This window comes from Floridaenema evergladense BLCC-F167, assembly GCF_041929205.2.
Taxonomy (GTDB): Bacteria; Cyanobacteriota; Cyanobacteriia; order Cyanobacteriales; family Aerosakkonemataceae; genus Floridanema; species Floridanema evergladense.
Window position 1 is genome coordinate 2,983,958 of record NZ_CM171625.1, and the last position, 16,249, is coordinate 3,000,206.

The following is a 16,249-nucleotide window of genomic DNA, read 5'->3' on the forward strand; positions in this document are numbered from 1 at the left end:
GGGGAAATCTTTATGCCTTATAGTAAATTTACTTTGAGTAAAGCTGTAGAGGATTTTCAACTTACTATTGTTGAAGGCGATCGCTTTTTGCCGGAAATTTCCCCAATCAATCCCAGTTCTTTACTCAAAGATACCTTGAAAGAAACCCTGCCTTGGGCGATCGCAGTTAGCACAAAAAAAGCTCGTTCTGAAGGTATTATTAATCCAGTTTTGTTAGAAGTAAAACGTCAGCTTAAAGGACAAATTAGCGTCTTTTCCGGTGAAGAATTCTCCGTACAACCAGAGATTGATTTAACAGGTTATGTCGATTTTTTGATTAGTCGTTCTCCTGAACAGTTGTTTATTAAAGCCCCAGTAGTTGTTTTGGTGGAAGCAAAAAAAGAAGACTTGAAACCAGCATTGGGACAATGTTTAGCTGAGATGGTAGCAGCGCAACGCTTTAATCAACAGAAACAGCAGCCAATTTCAACGATCTACGGAACTGTGACAAGCGGTACAGTTTGGCGGTTTCTCAAACTAGAAGGGCAAACAGTTGCGATCGACCTAAACGATTATCCGCTACCACCAGTTGAGCAAATTTTGGGCTTTCTGCTTTGGATGGTACAAAATGGCTAATGTTGGGGCTGGGGACTGGGGACTGGGGATTGGGGATTGGGAAAATTTAACCAGGATTTACAGATTTACCAGATTTCTTGATTAATCCTGATTATCATGTAAATCCATAAATCCCAATCCTGATTTTGAGTTATTACCCAGTCCCCAATCCCCAGTCCCCAGTCCCCAATCCCCAATCCCCAATCCCCAATCACTAGTCCCCAATCCATCAATTATGCAAAGGAATTACTGCTAAAGGTAGCAACACAAAAACTAACCAAATCCAAGACCACCAATTAATTTTATATTTGATTTTATCTGTGGTTAACAATGCTTCGATTCGCTCATTTAAACGGTTTAAAGGTGCTACGGCGCTGAATTCTACGGCGAAATTCAGGGACATAACAGGCTGACTGACTACTAGTAATAAAGATTCAGCTAAGGTTAAAGGATCGACAATTTTTGCTGCCCAATTATCCGCCCGGAGTTCGCGCAAGATTAGCAATTCTTGCCATAGCTTTTCGGTGTTTGGTAGCCAAAAGGTTATCGATCGCAACCACCCCAACCAAAAAAACCAAAAAGTATCCCGATAATAATAATGTGCCTCTTCATGGGCAATTACCGCATCTAATCGATCGGGTGTCAAACTGTTTAATAAACCTTGACTTACTACTAATTCCGGTTGCCAAAAACCGATTAAAGCACTGTAAGGAATTTCACTAGCAAAAATCCGACAATTTTTACCTTTAAGTTTTTGTACGGGATAGCTGCGAATCTCACTTACTGTATGCAAACCTTCGCCAATTAATTGCCAAAATTTTACCCCTGAAAAACCCAAAAAACTTAACGCTAACAAATAACCCAACCAGCCAACTTGTAACCCCATCATTTGTCCTGATGAACCCATACAAATAAGGGCGAATGAGGTAGTTAGCAAGAGTAAGGGAGGAAACAAAAATAATAGTAAAGTTTGGTAGGTGCGAGTTGTCCAATTTCCGGTTTTTGGTAAGTCAATTGTTCGCAGCAACCAAGCAAAAGCTAACACTATCAAAATCATAATTAAGTGCATTATTGTTCCTCCCTGACGCGACGTGCGGCTTGAATTCTTTGAGCGATCGCTTTTAATTGTTCTACACTAGCAGTATCTAAACTATCAGCAAAAGCTGCTACAATATCTGGATTACCTACTGCTAAAAACCCTTGTAATTTTTCGTAAGCTTCGATCGCTTGTGCTTGAGATTGGGAAACTAAAGGTCGCCATAAAAATATTCTGCTTCTTTTATCACAAGTTAACCAACCTTTTTCGGTTAAACGTTTTAACACTGTCGTTACTGACGCATAAGCTAACTCGCGGTCTGGATCGGCTAAAATGCGATCGTGAACATCCTTAACAGTAACCTCTCCTAATTCCCAAATAATCTGTAAAATTTCCCTTTCTAAAGGGCCAAGAGATAACTGTTTAGGACGATAATTTGGTAAAGGTGTCATCGGATTTTAAATTTTTGATTTTCGATTTTGGATTGATACCACAGATAAATCTGGGAGTTTAGACTAAGGTCGTAAAATCCAGATTTGTTGATTATAAGTGTTCTCCGGGAAGTTTTACAGCCTGTCTTTTGACAAAGGAAGCGGCTTTGCTCACAATGATCCAGGTATATCTGCCTGAACGCATCGGATCTCAAAGAGGAGAACTCGTGAAAAAAATTCTTTCAATTATCGCAATTTTGAGCTTGGTATTCACTTTTACATTCGCTCATCCCGCTTTTGCCGCTGATTTAACTAACGGTGCCAAAGTTTTTACTGGCAATTGTAATGCTTGTCACTTGGGAGGAAAAAATGTTGTTAACGCTGCCAAGACTTTAAAAAAGAGCGATTTGGAAAAATACAAAATGAATACAGCTGACGCGATAATCGCTCAGGTAACAAAGGGTAAAGCTGCTATGCCTGCTTTTAAAGGTAGACTCACCGATACACAAATCGAAGATGTTGCTGCTTATGTATTAGCACAAGCAGAAAAAGACTGGGCGAAATAAATTTAAATTTTTTATAGAATTCAGATTTAAAACTTTGCTAATAGGAATGCCAAGGAGATCTTAATTATGAAATATTTTAGGGAAATTTTGGTCAGCTTGAGCATTACTTTAGCATTGTTGATTTTCCCTGCTGCTGCTGCTGCGCTCACTCTCATAAATATGGAGATGAGCGCAGATGAATTTTTTCGAGTAGGCGTACAACAACTACAAAGGCAAAATTACCAGGAAGCAGTTAAAGATTTTACTGCGGTAATTGATTTAAAAGCTGACTCTGCTGCGGCTTTCAGTAATCGCTGTTTGGCTTATTTGCAATTAGAAGAATATGAAAGTGCGATCGCAGATTGTAGCCAAGCAGTTGAGTTAAATTCACAAAATACAGAATCTTTTTTGAATCGGGGTTTAGCTTATTATAGACAAGGAAATTATGCAAGTGCGATCGCAGATTATAACCAAGTACTTAAATTAAAACCGATCGATTTTCGGGCTTATTACAATCGAGCTTTAGCAAAAAGTGATTTACAACATTATCAAGAAGCACTTAGCGATTACAATCAAACTTTAAGTTTAATGCCTATACAGGACACTTTTCAATTAGCCACAGTTTATAATGATCGAGGTACAACTCGCTTAATGTTAAATGATAATCTGGGAGCGATCGTAGATTTTAGCCAATCAATTTACTTAAATCAACAAGACTATCGAACTTACTTTAATCGCGCTTGCGCCAATCAACGCCTTTCAAATTATACCGCAGCTATTGAAGACCTAACCCTAGCCTTAAAACTTAACCCAAATTATGCCGAAGCTTACGCTAACCGAGGCATTGCTTACTATCAATTAGGAAACGAACAACAAGCATTACTCGACTTACAAAAAGCAGCAAACAACTTCCTATTTCAAGAAAATATTACTGCTTATCAGCAAACATTAGATTTGCTCAAACAGTTAAAAGGAGAAGAAACAGTAATTGCTTAATTAACCGAGTAAATTCATTATCCTTGTAACAAAGATTGCGCTCCATCAATCCAAATTTCTGTGCCGCTAATATGGCTAGAAGCATCACTAGCTAAAAATAATACTAACTGCGCTACTTGTTCTGATTTTCCAGGTGCGCCATCAGTTAAAGGAATCTCTCCTTCGGGAAATTCCACAGGTTCTTTTATCTGTTCTAAATGACGTTTTTGGGTGCTTTCATTAATGTTAGTTTCAATTGCTCCCGGACAAATTACATTCACCCGCACTCGATGTTCTGCTAACTCCAAAGCAATCATTTTAGTAAAGGCAACTTGCGCCGCTTTGGAACAAGAATAAGCCGTTGCACCAGTATTACTAAAAATTCTTGTACCGTTCACAGAAGAAGTAACAATTACCGAACCGCCTTGTCTTTTTAAATAAGGCACGGCATATTTAACTGTTAAAAAAGTTCCTTTCAAATTTACATCTAAAGTTTTGTCCCACTCTTCCGGTTGCAATTCTTCAATTGGTGCCCAAACTCCATTAATTCCCGCATTAGCAAAAACAATATCAATTCTGCCCCATTTATCGACAATTTGTTGAATTGCCTTTTGCATTGGTTCGGGTTGGGAAATATCAGCAATTAAAATAATTGCTTCCCCACCATTGCTGTGAATCTTGCTAACCGTTTCGGCTACTTCTTCTTCAGTTACACCCAATGCCGCAATTTTAGCACCTTCTCTTGCCAACAAATGGGCGGCAGCTTTGCCAATTCCTGATCCTGCGCCTGTAATTAGCGCCACTTTTTCTGTAAGTTGCATATTCCCATTTTTAGCTCTAACTTTAGTAAACTCTATATTCTTACATATTGTCACTCAGCCTAAAGATAGAAGCTGAATGGTTTAGGAATTAAGAATATAAAATTTAGCTCGTTAGATAGATGTAGTTTTTCCTTGTAATCAGTAAATATGAAGTTATGTAGTTAAGTTATAAAATATTATTTAAAATGCCACAAATTGTTAATCGACAATCACGTTCTAGGTCTAAAGTAAAGCCGCTAAATTTAGGAACGATTTGGCAATTACTGAAACAAACTTTTGATGAATGGAATGAAGATAAAGCTTCGCGTTTGGCAGCAGCTTTAGCTTATTATACGATTTTTTCTATTGCACCTTTGTTGGTAATTGTAATTGCGATCGCAGGAGTAGTATTTGGAGAAGAAGCCGCTAGAGGCGAAATTGTTGCCCAAATACAAGGTTTAGTTGGTAGAAGTGGTGCAGAAGTAATAGAAACAGCAATTCAAAACGCCAATCAACCAGCAACCGGAACAGTTGCTTCTCTTATTAGTATTGGTGCTTTATTATTTGGTGCGCTTGGTGTATTTGCTCAACTCCAAGATTCGCTAAATACGATTTGGGAAGTTCAACCAAAACCCGATCGTCCAGTTAAAGGTTTTGTGCGGCGCAACTTTTTATCTTTTACAATGGTGTTAGGAATAGGCTTTCTATTGCTAGTATCTCTGATTCTGAGTGCTACTTTATCAGCAGTTAGCGCTTATTTCAGTTACTTAATACCAGGCTTTGATGTACTTTGGCAAGTAGTTAATTTTCTCGTTGCTTTTGGTATAACTACTTTTTTATTTGCTATGATTTTTAAATTTCTTCCTAATGCAAAAATTGCTTGGGAAGATGTTTGGATCGGAGCTTTGATTACTTCTCTACTATTCAGTATTGGCAGATTTTTACTCGGTTGGTATTTGGGAAATGGTAGCTTTGGTTCTACTTATGGTGCAGCTGGTTCACTCATTATTATCCTAGCTTGGGTTTATTATGCGGCGCAAATATTGTTTTTTGGTGCAGAATTTACCCAGGTTTATGCTAGAAGGTATGGTTCGCAAATTACGCCTGATGAAAGCGCGGTTTCTCTGACTAGGGACGATCGCATTCAACAAGGAATTCCCCGTCAAGAAGATATAAATGCAGCTGCTCAATCAGAACAGAATGTCAGGGTAGATCGACGGCGTTCTAAAAAATCAGCATTACAAAGATTAATCAGACATTTAGGTGGTGAAAGAAGAAGCCGTTAATAAGCAGCAACACTGGGGTTTGACTCCTGCTGAAGCAAAAATACTGCAAAATCAAGCGCTTTATTTACAAGCTGCGATCGTCTTTACTTGATGGATTAAAAACTTAATTACATCAGAAATTTATCTATACCAAAATTCACTTTTACTCAATAATTTTACTCGCTAACTGCATGAGTCATAATCGGAAACAAAGGCAACTTTTGTGCAAAATTAGATGCCTGATTGTAGATAAGTCCAATCAAACACAACCCTGTTAATAATAAAATCAAGAAGTTTGTTCCTTGCCGATTTTGCTGTGCAGTACCGCCGGGAGCTTTTACTGTGGTTTCGGGTATTTCAGGTAAGTAATCTACTCCTTCAAGGATTTCTGGATCGACGTAAGGTTGTAATGATTTTCGGTAACGTTGTGAAATATGTGCGCTCATAAAAAGTCAACAATGTAAAGAACACTAACCCTCTAAAAAATAGTAAAGTTTTGGCTAATACACATTCCCTTAAGGAGGTAATTTTGGCAACTCTGGTATTCTGCTTTAGGTAGATTTACAGAATATGAGTTTACCCATTGTTAAAGAGAATGCTATCTTTCTTTCAGCCAGTGCGTTTCTATAACCTTGTCAAGTTTGTCTCCTTTCTCATAATGTTTGGTAAAGATTAACTAGCAGATAGAGCCTACTATCAATTCTCCAGTAAAAAAAGATACAAGTAGTTAAGTCTGTAGAAATGTATAGCAGTTTACTTTATTGTCATATTCTAGCATGATTTTGCTAAGTTAATATGTTACATTTGCTGGAACATTAGTTATTCAGTATACAGTATTAGCTTGAATTGTCAAATCCTCATAACTTTTGGATTTAGAAAATATCCAGCTAGAGGTTTAATCTTTGACACAGATAACCAATTACAATTGAGTGAAACTGAGTTCCACTAAGGTTTGATTAAATTTAGCTATCATGGGTATTGAAATTGAGCGCAAGTTCCTCGTAAATGGCGACAAATGGCGATCGCTTGCTACTGGCATCATCTACCGCCAAGGATACATCTGTACTAAGAAAGAAGCTGTGGTTCGGGTGCGTGTGGTAGGCGATCGAGGTTATTTAACGATTAAAGGTTTAAGTGTTGGTAATTCCAGAGCAGAATTTGAGTACTCAATTCCCCTAAGCGACGCTCAAACCATGTTAGAAACAATGTGTGAAAAGCCATTAATTGAAAAAAACCGATATCTAATTAAACATGGGGAATTAACTTGGGAAGTAGACGAATTTTTTGGAGAGAATGCCGGATTAATTATTGCTGAAGTAGAACTGACAGCAGAAAATCAAGTGATAGAATTACCTGAATGGGTAGGAATGGAAGTTTCCCACGATCCGAGATACTTTAACGCCAACTTAATTAAATATCCGTTTAGTAAATGGACAGAGTAAGGTGTTAGTAATGTAACTTACTTGTTGAGACAAAGCTTCTTCCCCTTGACACATTATATGAATGGTTTTTACAACATCAGCGGGCTTCATTAGTCCATTAAAAGTAAAAATTTCCTATTCCCTACACCCTAAGATAGTTTAATCGCAAAACTTTTGTCTTTACTGTGAGTATGTGAGTAATATATTCACTTATCACTACTAGAGGTAAAAATCATGCCCAGTGGTCATGCAAGTCACAAAAGCACTAGTAATAAACCCAACACAAATGCAAATGATGTGTTTGTTTCTGCTGCTGATGATTCAGTAGATCCCGATGATATTTTACGGGAAGAAGTTCTTAATAGTGAAGTGCATAGAGCCGAGGAATATGTAGATTTTCCGCCTGCACTGGAACGTCCTGAAGAGAATGCGATCGAAGGCGAACAGGGATAAAAACTCTAGAAATAGGGAGAAATAAAAATGGCACAACAACAAAAAGTTGGCACACCAAATGATGCCAAAGCAGATGAGTGGGATAAAGATTTACATCCCAACCGAGAGGCGGGTCAAAATCACGGAATGGCTGGACAACACCCACCAGTAACCTCAGCTTTAAATGCTTTTGAAATTAAAGCATTGCATAGCCGAATGCCAGACTTTTCCAGTGAAGAATTAAAACAAATTATTGTGTTAGAACCTGGTACTCGTTTGCAACAAGGTGCGAAGTATATTGACCTTAACGATCCACAATGGGAAGAGTTTACAGCTATGGCTAATATGGAGGCTGGAACTGATAATTATTACGTTCCCAAAACAGAAGTTGCCTATCCACTTTGGAACAAATTGATCGGTGTGGAAAACCCAGAACGTTTAGACAAAGCAAACGAATCATAATTAACTCTTCATCACTTAATCAATGCTCGATTGCATTGTAGGTAGCATTAACTATTTAGGATATTGGGGAATAGTTTTCTTAATGTTTTTAGAGAACTTATTCCCTCCTATCCCTTCAGAAGTGATCATGCCTTTGGCGGGGTTTACAACTACCCAAGCAAAGCTAAATGTTACTTTTGTAATATTAGCGGGAACGCTAGGTTCTTTTTTCTAGCTTTGTAATAATTGCTTTAATTGTGGCATTTGTCTTCGCGATCGTAAGGCGAAAAAGAAAAATATTACAATATGCCCAAAGATTGACTATAACAAACTACTTTTCAAAAAAGGCAGTGTGGCAATAATTTCTCTTTCTTCCATGTACCATTGTGTTTCATGCACATACTTTGCTTCACTGACCTTTAACTCTCCAAAAAACTGATTCTGGCTGCTATCAACTAGCTGTTTTAATCTGGTAAAATTGTCTTTTCCAATTGGGTCAAGTATGCGACCAAGGGAAACATGACCTAACGGGGATTGTTGGCTAGAAGCAAAGGGAATCTTTTCTTTTAATTCCTGACGCAAATGGTCAAAATTACCGAAACCTTTAACTATGATTGTCCCCTCAGTTGTTACCAAAAAACCTTGATATTTAATAGTCAAAGGTGGATGTTGACTGAATATTTGGCGAAACAGGATTGCGGCTTCATTAAGTTGGTCAATATCTACCGATTCATTAGGTCGTTTAATAATAAAAACTTCCCAATGATAATTTGCCGGAATTACTTTGTAAAATCTGGTTTTCGCTGGTAATATTTCAGCTACACTTTGGACAATTTGTTGGAACTTATTAGTCAAAGATTCCGGTAAAGGCAACCCTACCAAACAAGTCCAGACAACAAAATGTTTAGGAATTAGTGGAACTCGATCTAAGTGAAAAAGCGATCGCGATTTAGCCAACTCCTCTTCAGGAAAATCAGTCAACCCATCCAATCTGCTTTTTATTTGTTGATATCTATCTGCTAAATTCATTGTTTAACACAACTTACTCACCATAAATAGTAATCATAACCTTTTTTTGACGCGCTTTATTATCACAATCAATGTGAAAAATTTGTTGCCAAGTTCCCAAAACTAATTTACCGTTAGCGATCGGCACAGTCAAAGAAGGGCTAAGCCAAGTTTATTATAAAAGATTTTATGGAATCGCTGCGCTAACGTGGTTCAAAAAAAATATCGATCGCCACTCACCAAATACACATTTGCGGTTACAATTAAAAAGCGTTACCTTACCAGAGGAAGAGGCAAAAGAGTAAGAAAAGACTCAATTGCCCGATCGCAAATTTATCGATCGCCAATAACGCTATTAACAGAAAAAATAGGTCTAAAAATTGAAATTAAGACCTGAAAGCAGCGATCATGCCATGTCGGAGAATCTATTGTGACAGTAAGAGTTAGAATCGCCCCAAGTCCCACAGGAAATTTACACATCGGTACGGCAAGAACAGCTGTATTTAACTGGCTGTTTGCCCGTCATCAAAGTGGAACATTTATTTTGCGAATTGAAGATACAGACTTAGAACGATCGCGCCCAGAATACACAGAAAATATCCTTGAAGGTCTAAAATGGCTAGGATTAAATTGGGATGAAGGGCCATTTTTTCAAACAAAAAGATTGGATTTGTATCGCCAAGTAATCCAAAATTTATTAGATAAAGGCTTGGCTTATCGGTGTTATTGTACTGAAGAAGAACTCGAACAAATGCGGGCGGCGCAAGCAGCAAGAAAAGAAGCCCCCCGCTATGATAACCGCCATCGAAATTTAACACCGGAACAACAAGCTGCTTTTGAAGCTGAGGGAAGAAGACCAGTAATTCGCTTCAAAATTGATGATAATCGCGAAATTTCTTGGGATGATATGGTCAGGGGCAAAATCACCTGGAAAGGCAGCGATTTAGGCGGTGATATGGTGATTGCCCGTCGTTCTCAAACTGAAGATTTCGGTCAACCTTTGTACAATTTGGCTGTAGTTGTAGATGACATTGACATGAAAATTACTCATGTCATCCGGGGCGAAGATCACATTGCCAATACTGCGAAACAAATTCTTCTTTATGAAGCTTTGGGTGCAGCCATTCCTGAATTTTCTCACACACCTTTGATTTTGAATAAGCAAGGACAAAAGCTTTCTAAACGCAAAGGTGTAACCTCAATTTTTGACTTTAAAAAGTTAGGATTTACCCCCGAAGCTTTAGCAAATTACATGACTTTGTTGGGTTGGTCGCCGCCAGATTCTACTAAAGAAATCTTCACTTTAGAACAAGCTGCAACCGAATTTAGTTTCGATCGAGTTAACAAAGCGGGAGCCAAATTTGACTGGGATAAATTGAACTGGATTAATAGTCAATACTTACATAAATTGCCTGTCAGTGAATTAACAAATTTACTAATTCCTTACTGGCAAGAAGCAGGGTTTAATTTTGATCCAGTTAGCGATCGCCCTTGGCTAGAAAAAATCGCCGCTTTAATTGGCCCTAGTTTGATTCGTTTACCAGTTAGCGATCGAGCTTGGTTAAATGAAATGTTAACTAACATTCCTGACATTACTGCCGTTCCCGATCCAGTAGAAATGAGCCGCTATTTCTTCGTATCTCAAGTAGAATTCACCGAAGAAGGCAAAGCACAACTACAACAAGAAGGCGCTAAAACTGCCTTAGAAGCAATTCAAAATGCCCTGAATAATCAGGAATTAACCGCAGAATTAGCCCAAGGAATTATTAAACAGGTAACAAAAGAACAAAACCTAAAAAAAGGTGTAGTAATGCGGAGTTTAAGAGCCGCTTTAACTGGCGATGTTCATGGCCCTGATTTAACCGAATCTTGGGTAATTTTACATCAAAAAGAACTGGATAAATCCCGCTTACAAGAAGCATTATCTCAGGCACAATAAGACCTGCTGTAGAGGCGTTTCATGAAACGTCTCTACATCGGGTCAAAATTAATTTATCTAAAAAGTCTTTGGGAGTCGAGATTTCTGTACCTTCAAAATTACCCAAACTTCATCATCTGAAATCCCTTGATTAGCTCGTCCAGACTCATAAGAAGTTAGCACATCATAACCGAAGTTGCGTAAAGCCTTCACCATCTCTAAAGGAAAATTTTCATTTGAGTAAAATCTCATCATTGGTTTCTATATCAGCATCATCTTGGTGGGAAGCAATAACTCGATCAATTTCTAATTTATTCTTTTCATAATAAGCCTGTACTGCGCTCAAATCAGATAAAGTTAACATGGGAAAATTTCGCAAAATTTCTTGATAATCTGCTCCTTGCTGTTGTAAAGAAATCACTGTCCAGACAGGTATTCTCGTATGACGTATGCAAGCATGACCCCCACAGACTCCTGCTGTTTTTTGAATCATTCTATTTTGTAATTTATCTTGTAATAAAGCATACTCTTCTACATCCAGAGACTCGATTAACTGCACTAAAGAATCAACTAATTTAACATTCATAAGTCTTTGTTTATAGCTCAACCAAAATTATAGCATTGAGTTTTCCCAGCCTGCCACTTAAGATTAATTTAATGTGCGATCGCCCAACCAACCATGATAAAATAATAAATATTATTTACTCTCCCTGCACAAATCATCATGTCCAAGCCGATTTTGCAAGTTCTAAATAATTCTCGTTTCAGTACTCTTAACTCGTTTATAAGTTTATTAATTCTTTTATCTTGTAACTTACTCTTAACTGCAAAAACTCTAGGGCAATTAACTCCTAATCCCAATATTCCTATTTTCCAAGGCGTTACTATTAACCCGCAGTTTCGCCCAGACCCACAAATTGTGCGGGGGATTAGTGGGGGAATGGAATTTGCTAGGGAAATTGCTGGTCGGAGAGATACAGAAATTGGGCCTTGTACGGGTTTTGTTGATCGCAATCCTAATCACACATTACTAATAACTTCGCCTTTAAATTATTTGCGAGTTCAAGTTATTAGTCCCGCCGATACAACATTAATAATTAGTGGCCCTGGTGGGACTTGGTGCAATGATGATTATCAAGGAAAAAATGCGGGTATTGCTGGTCAATGGTTGCCTGGAACTTATAGCATTTGGGTTGGTTCTTATCGGAAAGATAGATATGCGCCTTACAAAATTTTGTTCTCAGAAATCGAGTAATATTTTTTTCAACTGCTCCAGACGCAGAGAACGCAGAGGAAGAAAAGAGAAGTTATTGATGAGGTAAAATAGTGAGTCGAATTGTTTTAACTACGATCGGTTCTTTTGGCGATTTGCATCCGAAAATTGCGATCGCACAAGAATTAAAAAAACGCGGTCATGATGTAGTGTTTGCCACTCACAAAGAATATCAAAGCAAAATTGAAGCTTTGGGGTTTGAGTTTCATCGAATGCGCCCTGATAATACTGCTTTGAACGATCCTGAAGAAATGGCGCGAATGATGGATTTGAAAACAAGTACCGAATATATTATCCGCAATTGGGTTTGTGCGAATTTACGGGAAACTTACACGGATTTAATGAACTGTGCCAAAGATGCAGATTTTATTATTATGGGTGAAGGAGTTGTTGCGGCGCGATTTGTTGCCGAAAAATTAGGGATTCGTTGGGCGAATACTGTTCTACAACCTGCCGCATTTCTATCAGTTTACGACCCATCAGTAATCCCTGTGTTTCCATTTTTAGCTAAACTGCGTGGACTTGGTTTGATCGCCAACCGAGGCGTGATTCAATTATCAAAAATAATGACTAAATCTTGGGCGGAACCGATTCATCAACTACGAAAAGAACTCGGTTTGCCTCCCCTTGTTGGCAATCCCTTTATTGAGGATAAATATTCTCCTTTTCTTGTGTTGGCAATGTTCTCCTCAGCATTTGCCAAACCTCAACCTGATTGGGCAAAAAATACGGTGATTACAGGTTTTACTTTTTACGATGGTAGCGACGAAAAAGCGGAACTTACACCAGAACTTAAGCAATTTTTAGAAGTAGGAGAACCACCGATCGTTTTTACCCTTGGTTCAGCCGCAGTTATGGCACCTGGTAACTTTTTTCAAGAAAGTATTCAAGCTGCAAAATTGTTAAATCGTCGTGCAGTTTTATTGATTGGTAAAAATGCACCTCCAAAAAATCTTTCGGAAGAAATGATCGCCGTAGGTTATACTCCATATTCGCAAATTTTTCCGCGTGCTTGTGCGATCGTTCATCAAGGCGGCATTGGCACAACCGCACAAGCTTTACGGGCGGGTCGTCCAACGCTTATAATGCCCTACAGCCACGACCAACCCGACAATGCGGCAAGAGTTGAACGCTTGGGAACTTCCAGCACTATTTCCCGTAAGCAGTATTCAGCGCCGAGAGTAGCCAAAAAGTTAGGTGAATTGTTAGAAAATCCCAATTATGAAGCTAAAGCAACAGAAATCGGGCGAATTATTCAAGCAGAAAATGGGGTTGCTGTGGCTTGTGATGCGATCGAAAAACAACTTCCAACAGTCCCAACTTTCTCACAATAGGAAAGTGTACAATTTGGTTCAAAACGAAATTCCTTATGCTGATTGAACAAAACAAAGCCCTAGTTCTCCAGTTCTACAAAGCCTTTGACGATCGCAAAATCGAGCAAGCTTTAGAGCTTTTGGCTCCCGATTTTATCGCTCATTTAGCAGGTATTCCAAAGCCACTAAATAGGGAAGAATTCAAGCAGTTTGGAATGTCGTTTTATTTAGCCTTTAGCCAAGGACAACACACTTTTGATCAAGTCATTATTTCCGGCGACAAAGTTGTGACATACGGAACATTTACAGCAATGCACTTAGGAGAATTTCAAGGCATTCCGCCAACAGGCAAGCAAATCAACTTGTCAATCATGCACATTGATAGAGTCGAGAACGGGAAAATTGTTGAGCATTGGGGGCAAGGTGATGTACTTGGACTGATGCAGCAGTTAGGAATCATCTTTTTGCCGGGGCCAAAATTGTTGCCACACATTTTGAAAGGTATTTTATCTAAATTGTCAGAACTTACACATTGACAAATGAGACAATAAATGCAGTAGAAAAAAACCAAAAATAGAGGCGATTGCTAGTCCGTAGGGGACTGGAAAGAGGGATAATTTACCCGGTCTTTGAGTGAGGGTATGGGCAATCAGAGTAACTACCAAGCCATCCACAGCCAAGTGTGACCTCAACACTTACACTCGGTTTTTACTGGCAGAATCAAAGTATCCAGGCTGCCAACGTTTAGCTGAGATCGATCGATGGCTAAAAATGCTGCACCATACCCACCCCGTCCCAGCTGAACCAGAATATCAAACCGCTCTTGCAAAGTCAGCGAAGAACCACAAGCTTGACAGTTTTCAGTTGCGCTCAAATTTTGCGGCTGGGGACAATCGGGATTTAGGCAATATCTCATACTGGCAACATCTACTTGCGGTTTTAGTTATTATACCCAGCAACCCACTGGATTAACATAAAGCTGTGCATTAGCTCGATCACGATCAATTCGCCAAAGATTGCCTAGAAGAACTACTAACACCCTACGGACAAGTCAAGTCCGATCGAAAAGTCACATCGGAAACCAGAGAAATCGATGTCATATTCATTCCCAATGCTTCCCCCGAAATCCTATCACAAGATTTAGGCTTATTAGGAAAATTGGGAGAAACAACCGCCATCTTTGAACCCTTTCGCAATCCCGTTGACCCAGATGAAATTTGTACTTGCCTGCTGAAAGCGCTAGAAGTCCGAGAAAGCATTCAACGACAAGCAAAGCGCAAAAATGCACCCGATGAACCCATCAGTTTACCCTTCTTATGGATTCTCACCCCAACTGCCTCAGCCTCCATCTTAGAAGGATTCTGCGCTATACTAAAGGACGATTGGGGCGCGGGAGTTTATTTCCTTCCCTATTATTTGAAAACAGCCATTGTCGTAATTCATCAATTACCCAAAACCCCAGAAACACTTTGGCTAAGAATATTCGGAAGGAAGAAAGTACAAGCACAAGCAATTGATGAATTGGAGGCACTGCCACCCGACAATGTATGGCGATCCAAAATTTTGGAATTGTTCTATCAATTACGAGAAAACTTAAACACCAATCAAAATTTAGAATCAGACGATCGGGAGTTAGTGATGAGATTAAGCTGTTAAGCATTTAAACAGGGATAAGAGCATTACCTTTATTTTTAAGTTTTCGCTCCCATTTAATAATTAACTGTCCTTCATTTAAAAGTTGATGTAATAAATATTCTAATTCTTCGATTGATTTAAATAGTCGATTAGCAATAAATTCTTTTGTTGAATGCCAAACTAATTCAATTAAGTTATAATCCGGGCTATATTTCGGGAGAAACTCTAAATGAATATTGGGCATTTCAGCGGCAACTTTCTGGAGATATTCTGCCTTTTTATGAAAACTAGCATTGTCGAGAATTATCACTATTTTGGCTCCTTTTTCAGCAAATTCATCGGCTTCATTGCCAGCAGCTACCCATTCACCAATCAATTCTTGATAAAACAGTTTTAGCACTTGATAAAAACTTTCTGAATTGCTTTTATCCAGAAATTCCACAAACCTTTTCTTGTCGGAATACCTCAGCCCTCCCATTACATTAATCCGACCCTTTCTTCGATCTCCTCTCACCTCTTTTCGGCTACCTTTTTTACACCAATTCTTTCTTTTTATCACGCTTAAACTAAAACCGCTTTCGTCCCAAAACCATACTTGTAAACGTTCTGGATTCTCTTTTTCTATTTTTAAATATTCGGTTATCTTCTTTTTAAATTCTTTTCTTTTTTCCGGCTCTCGCTTTCCCTCTAAGCTGTACTTCGCCCAGAGGTAAACGAACTTTTTTTGCTCTAATATTCTCCTAACTTGCGACCCACTTAATTTTATTCCTGTCGTTTCTGCTAAATATGTTGCTAACCTTTGTGCCGTCCATCTGCCAAATTCGTATCCTAATTCTTTGGGTTCTTTATCTACTGTCTCTAATAATATTTCTCTATATTTATCTGTAGCTTTTTGATGATTACCCTTCATCCTTTCATCGACTAGGCTTTCTAGATTATCTGGATCTCCATGTACGCACCAATAAGATACTTTATTTATTGAACAGCCCAGAAATTCCGCTATTTTAGCTTGAGTTTTTCCATCATTTAGCAACAGTAACATCAGAATTCTTTCTCTAATGTTTCCATTTTCTTCTTCTTTTAGGGCTTTTTGTAGCTTCTCTACTTGTTCTAAGCTCAGATGATTCTTTGCTGGCATTTCCTGACTCATTTTGCTCGGTTG

At 38.5% G+C, this 16,249-nt stretch carries 22 protein-coding genes and 3 pseudogenes; 15 read left to right on the forward strand and 10 right to left on the reverse strand.

Features of this window, described 5'->3' with window-relative positions; all coding sequences use genetic code 11:
- Positions 1–12: 12 nt before the first annotated feature.
- A complete protein-coding gene (locus tag ACE1CA_RS14410) occupies positions 13–615 on the forward strand; it encodes a hypothetical protein (protein ID WP_413278744.1) in 603 nt (200 codons plus the stop codon).
- 208 nt (positions 616–823) lie between these two features.
- On the opposite strand, the gene ACE1CA_RS14415 is transcribed toward ACE1CA_RS14410, so the two are convergent.
- The gene (locus ACE1CA_RS14415; protein ID WP_413278743.1) at positions 824–1,663 is read right to left on the reverse strand and encodes a M56 family metallopeptidase; all 840 of its coding nucleotides are present in this window, start codon (positions 1,661–1,663) and stop codon (positions 824–826) included.
- Positions 1,663–2,082, reverse strand: coding sequence for a BlaI/MecI/CopY family transcriptional regulator (locus tag ACE1CA_RS14420; protein ID WP_413278742.1), 420 nt, complete (start codon positions 2,080–2,082; stop codon positions 1,663–1,665). Before ACE1CA_RS14420 ends, ACE1CA_RS14415 begins: the two co-directional genes overlap by 1 nt.
- A 206-nt stretch (positions 2,083–2,288) precedes the next feature.
- Between ACE1CA_RS14420 and petJ the strand changes: the two genes are divergently transcribed.
- Entirely contained in the window at positions 2,289–2,627 is a 339-nt protein-coding gene (gene petJ, locus ACE1CA_RS14425) for a cytochrome c6 PetJ (RefSeq protein WP_413278741.1), read from the forward strand.
- 66 nt (positions 2,628–2,693) lie between these two features.
- Positions 2,694–3,602, forward strand: coding sequence for a tetratricopeptide repeat protein (locus tag ACE1CA_RS14430; RefSeq protein ID WP_413278740.1), 909 nt, complete (start codon positions 2,694–2,696; stop codon positions 3,600–3,602).
- A 17-nt stretch (positions 3,603–3,619) separates the two neighbouring features.
- Here ACE1CA_RS14430 and ACE1CA_RS14435 read toward each other — a convergent pair whose 3' ends face one another.
- A complete protein-coding gene (locus ACE1CA_RS14435; RefSeq protein WP_413278739.1) occupies positions 3,620–4,402 on the reverse strand; it encodes an SDR family oxidoreductase in 783 nt (260 codons plus the stop codon).
- Positions 4,403–4,587: 185 nt separating this feature from the next.
- Between ACE1CA_RS14435 and ACE1CA_RS14440 the strand changes: the two genes are divergently transcribed.
- A complete protein-coding gene (locus tag ACE1CA_RS14440; protein WP_413278738.1) occupies positions 4,588–5,667 on the forward strand; it encodes a YihY/virulence factor BrkB family protein in 1,080 nt (359 codons plus the stop codon).
- A 155-nt stretch (positions 5,668–5,822) separates the two neighbouring features.
- Here ACE1CA_RS14440 and ACE1CA_RS14445 read toward each other — a convergent pair whose 3' ends face one another.
- Positions 5,823–6,092: a hypothetical protein gene (locus ACE1CA_RS14445; RefSeq protein ID WP_413278737.1), complete on the reverse strand. Its 270-nt coding sequence runs from the start codon at positions 6,090–6,092 to the stop codon at positions 5,823–5,825.
- A gap of 525 nt (positions 6,093–6,617) precedes the next feature.
- On the opposite strand from ACE1CA_RS14445, the gene ACE1CA_RS14450 reads away from it, so the two are divergent.
- The 4 genes and pseudogenes from ACE1CA_RS14450 to ACE1CA_RS14465 form a co-directional block, all read left to right on the forward strand.
- The gene (locus tag ACE1CA_RS14450) at positions 6,618–7,088 is read left to right on the forward strand and encodes a CYTH domain-containing protein (protein WP_413278736.1); all 471 of its coding nucleotides are present in this window, start codon (positions 6,618–6,620) and stop codon (positions 7,086–7,088) included.
- Between the two features lie 213 nt (positions 7,089–7,301).
- Positions 7,302–7,520, forward strand: coding sequence for a hypothetical protein (locus tag ACE1CA_RS14455; protein WP_413278735.1), 219 nt, complete (start codon positions 7,302–7,304; stop codon positions 7,518–7,520).
- A gap of 27 nt (positions 7,521–7,547) precedes the next feature.
- Positions 7,548–7,961: a hypothetical protein gene (locus tag ACE1CA_RS14460; protein ID WP_413278734.1), complete on the forward strand. Its 414-nt coding sequence runs from the start codon at positions 7,548–7,550 to the stop codon at positions 7,959–7,961.
- 22 nt (positions 7,962–7,983) lie between these two features.
- Positions 7,984–8,166: pseudogene (locus tag ACE1CA_RS14465) on the forward strand (DedA family protein); the annotation flags it as partial.
- A 95-nt stretch (positions 8,167–8,261) separates the two neighbouring features.
- On the opposite strand, the gene ACE1CA_RS14470 reads toward ACE1CA_RS14465, so the two are convergent.
- Together ACE1CA_RS14470 and ACE1CA_RS14475 are read right to left on the reverse strand one after the other, a co-directional pair.
- Positions 8,262–8,969, reverse strand: a complete 708-nt coding sequence (locus ACE1CA_RS14470) for a hypothetical protein (protein WP_413278733.1) — start codon at positions 8,967–8,969, stop codon at positions 8,262–8,264.
- Between the two features lie 13 nt (positions 8,970–8,982).
- Positions 8,983–9,096: a YjbQ family protein gene (locus ACE1CA_RS14475; protein WP_486517978.1), complete on the reverse strand. Its 114-nt coding sequence runs from the start codon at positions 9,094–9,096 to the stop codon at positions 8,983–8,985.
- 60 nt (positions 9,097–9,156) lie between these two features.
- Here ACE1CA_RS14475 and ACE1CA_RS14480 point away from each other — a divergent pair, with 60 nt between their 5' ends.
- A complete protein-coding gene (locus ACE1CA_RS14480) occupies positions 9,157–9,345 on the forward strand; it encodes a hypothetical protein (RefSeq protein ID WP_413278731.1) in 189 nt (62 codons plus the stop codon).
- A 33-nt stretch (positions 9,346–9,378) separates the two neighbouring features.
- Entirely contained in the window at positions 9,379–10,887 is a 1,509-nt protein-coding gene (gltX, locus tag ACE1CA_RS14485) for a glutamate--tRNA ligase (protein ID WP_413278730.1), read from the forward strand.
- Between the two features lie 57 nt (positions 10,888–10,944).
- Here the strand turns inward: gltX and ACE1CA_RS14490 are convergent, their stop codons facing one another.
- Together ACE1CA_RS14490 and ACE1CA_RS14495 are read right to left on the reverse strand one after the other, a co-directional pair.
- The gene (locus tag ACE1CA_RS14490; RefSeq protein WP_413278729.1) at positions 10,945–11,121 is read right to left on the reverse strand and encodes a DUF5615 family PIN-like protein; all 177 of its coding nucleotides are present in this window, start codon (positions 11,119–11,121) and stop codon (positions 10,945–10,947) included.
- Positions 11,099–11,452: a DUF433 domain-containing protein gene (locus tag ACE1CA_RS14495; protein WP_413278728.1), complete on the reverse strand. Its 354-nt coding sequence runs from the start codon at positions 11,450–11,452 to the stop codon at positions 11,099–11,101. Before ACE1CA_RS14495 ends, ACE1CA_RS14490 begins: the two co-directional genes overlap by 23 nt.
- 138 nt (positions 11,453–11,590) lie before the next feature.
- Between ACE1CA_RS14495 and ACE1CA_RS14500 the strand changes: the two genes are divergently transcribed.
- From ACE1CA_RS14500 to ACE1CA_RS14515, 4 genes and pseudogenes are all read left to right on the forward strand, one after another.
- Positions 11,591–12,121: a hypothetical protein gene (locus ACE1CA_RS14500; RefSeq protein WP_413278727.1), complete on the forward strand. Its 531-nt coding sequence runs from the start codon at positions 11,591–11,593 to the stop codon at positions 12,119–12,121.
- 71 nt (positions 12,122–12,192) lie between these two features.
- On the forward strand, positions 12,193–13,473 hold the full coding sequence (locus ACE1CA_RS14505) for a glycosyltransferase (RefSeq protein ID WP_413278726.1): 1,281 nt from the start codon (positions 12,193–12,195) through the stop codon (positions 13,471–13,473).
- A gap of 35 nt (positions 13,474–13,508) precedes the next feature.
- Positions 13,509–13,988 (forward strand): ester cyclase, encoded by a 480-nt coding sequence (locus tag ACE1CA_RS14510; RefSeq protein ID WP_413278725.1) that lies wholly within the window; start codon positions 13,509–13,511, stop codon positions 13,986–13,988.
- 112 nt (positions 13,989–14,100) lie between these two features.
- Positions 14,101–14,208 (forward strand): annotated as a pseudogene (locus ACE1CA_RS14515) (IS701 family transposase); the annotation flags it as partial.
- 112 nt (positions 14,209–14,320) lie between these two features.
- On the opposite strand, the pseudogene ACE1CA_RS14520 reads toward ACE1CA_RS14515, so the two are convergent.
- Positions 14,321–14,368: pseudogene (locus ACE1CA_RS14520) on the reverse strand (4-Cys prefix domain-containing protein); the annotation flags it as partial.
- A gap of 242 nt (positions 14,369–14,610) precedes the next feature.
- Between ACE1CA_RS14520 and ACE1CA_RS14525 the strand changes: the two are divergent.
- Positions 14,611–15,108: a hypothetical protein gene (locus tag ACE1CA_RS14525; RefSeq protein ID WP_413278724.1), complete on the forward strand. Its 498-nt coding sequence runs from the start codon at positions 14,611–14,613 to the stop codon at positions 15,106–15,108.
- A 4-nt stretch (positions 15,109–15,112) separates the two neighbouring features.
- On the opposite strand, the gene ACE1CA_RS14530 is transcribed toward ACE1CA_RS14525, so the two are convergent.
- Positions 15,113–16,225: an IS630 family transposase gene (locus ACE1CA_RS14530; protein WP_486517950.1), complete on the reverse strand. Its 1,113-nt coding sequence runs from the start codon at positions 16,223–16,225 to the stop codon at positions 15,113–15,115.
- Positions 16,226–16,249 lie beyond the last annotated feature (24 nt).

Bases quoted from the DNA above. Each gene is read 5' to 3' on its own strand.
- ACE1CA_RS14450 (WP_413278736.1), top strand. From the start codon at position 6,618: ATGGGTATTGAAATTGAGCGCAAGTTCCTCGTAAATGGCGACAAATGG.
- ACE1CA_RS14530 (WP_486517950.1), bottom strand. From the start codon at position 16,225: ATGCCAGCAAAGAATCATCTGAGCTTAGAACAAGTAGAGAAGCTACAA.
- ACE1CA_RS14415 (WP_413278743.1), bottom strand. From the start codon at position 1,663: ATGCACTTAATTATGATTTTGATAGTGTTAGCTTTTGCTTGGTTGCTG.
- ACE1CA_RS14500 (WP_413278727.1), top strand. From the start codon at position 11,591: ATGTCCAAGCCGATTTTGCAAGTTCTAAATAATTCTCGTTTCAGTACT.
- ACE1CA_RS14435 (WP_413278739.1), bottom strand. From the start codon at position 4,402: ATGCAACTTACAGAAAAAGTGGCGCTAATTACAGGCGCAGGATCAGGA.
- ACE1CA_RS14430 (WP_413278740.1), top strand. From the start codon at position 2,694: ATGAAATATTTTAGGGAAATTTTGGTCAGCTTGAGCATTACTTTAGCA.
- ACE1CA_RS14460 (WP_413278734.1), top strand. From the start codon at position 7,548: ATGGCACAACAACAAAAAGTTGGCACACCAAATGATGCCAAAGCAGAT.
- ACE1CA_RS14445 (WP_413278737.1), bottom strand. From the start codon at position 6,092: ATGAGCGCACATATTTCACAACGTTACCGAAAATCATTACAACCTTAC.
- ACE1CA_RS14470 (WP_413278733.1), bottom strand. From the start codon at position 8,969: ATGAATTTAGCAGATAGATATCAACAAATAAAAAGCAGATTGGATGGG.
- ACE1CA_RS14455 (WP_413278735.1), top strand. From the start codon at position 7,302: ATGCCCAGTGGTCATGCAAGTCACAAAAGCACTAGTAATAAACCCAAC.
- ACE1CA_RS14420 (WP_413278742.1), bottom strand. From the start codon at position 2,082: ATGACACCTTTACCAAATTATCGTCCTAAACAGTTATCTCTTGGCCCT.
- ACE1CA_RS14410 (WP_413278744.1), top strand. From the start codon at position 13: ATGCCTTATAGTAAATTTACTTTGAGTAAAGCTGTAGAGGATTTTCAA.
- ACE1CA_RS14510 (WP_413278725.1), top strand. From the start codon at position 13,509: ATGCTGATTGAACAAAACAAAGCCCTAGTTCTCCAGTTCTACAAAGCC.
- ACE1CA_RS14490 (WP_413278729.1), bottom strand. From the start codon at position 11,121: ATGATGAGATTTTACTCAAATGAAAATTTTCCTTTAGAGATGGTGAAG.
- ACE1CA_RS14495 (WP_413278728.1), bottom strand. From the start codon at position 11,452: ATGAATGTTAAATTAGTTGATTCTTTAGTGCAGTTAATCGAGTCTCTG.
- ACE1CA_RS14440 (WP_413278738.1), top strand. From the start codon at position 4,588: ATGCCACAAATTGTTAATCGACAATCACGTTCTAGGTCTAAAGTAAAG.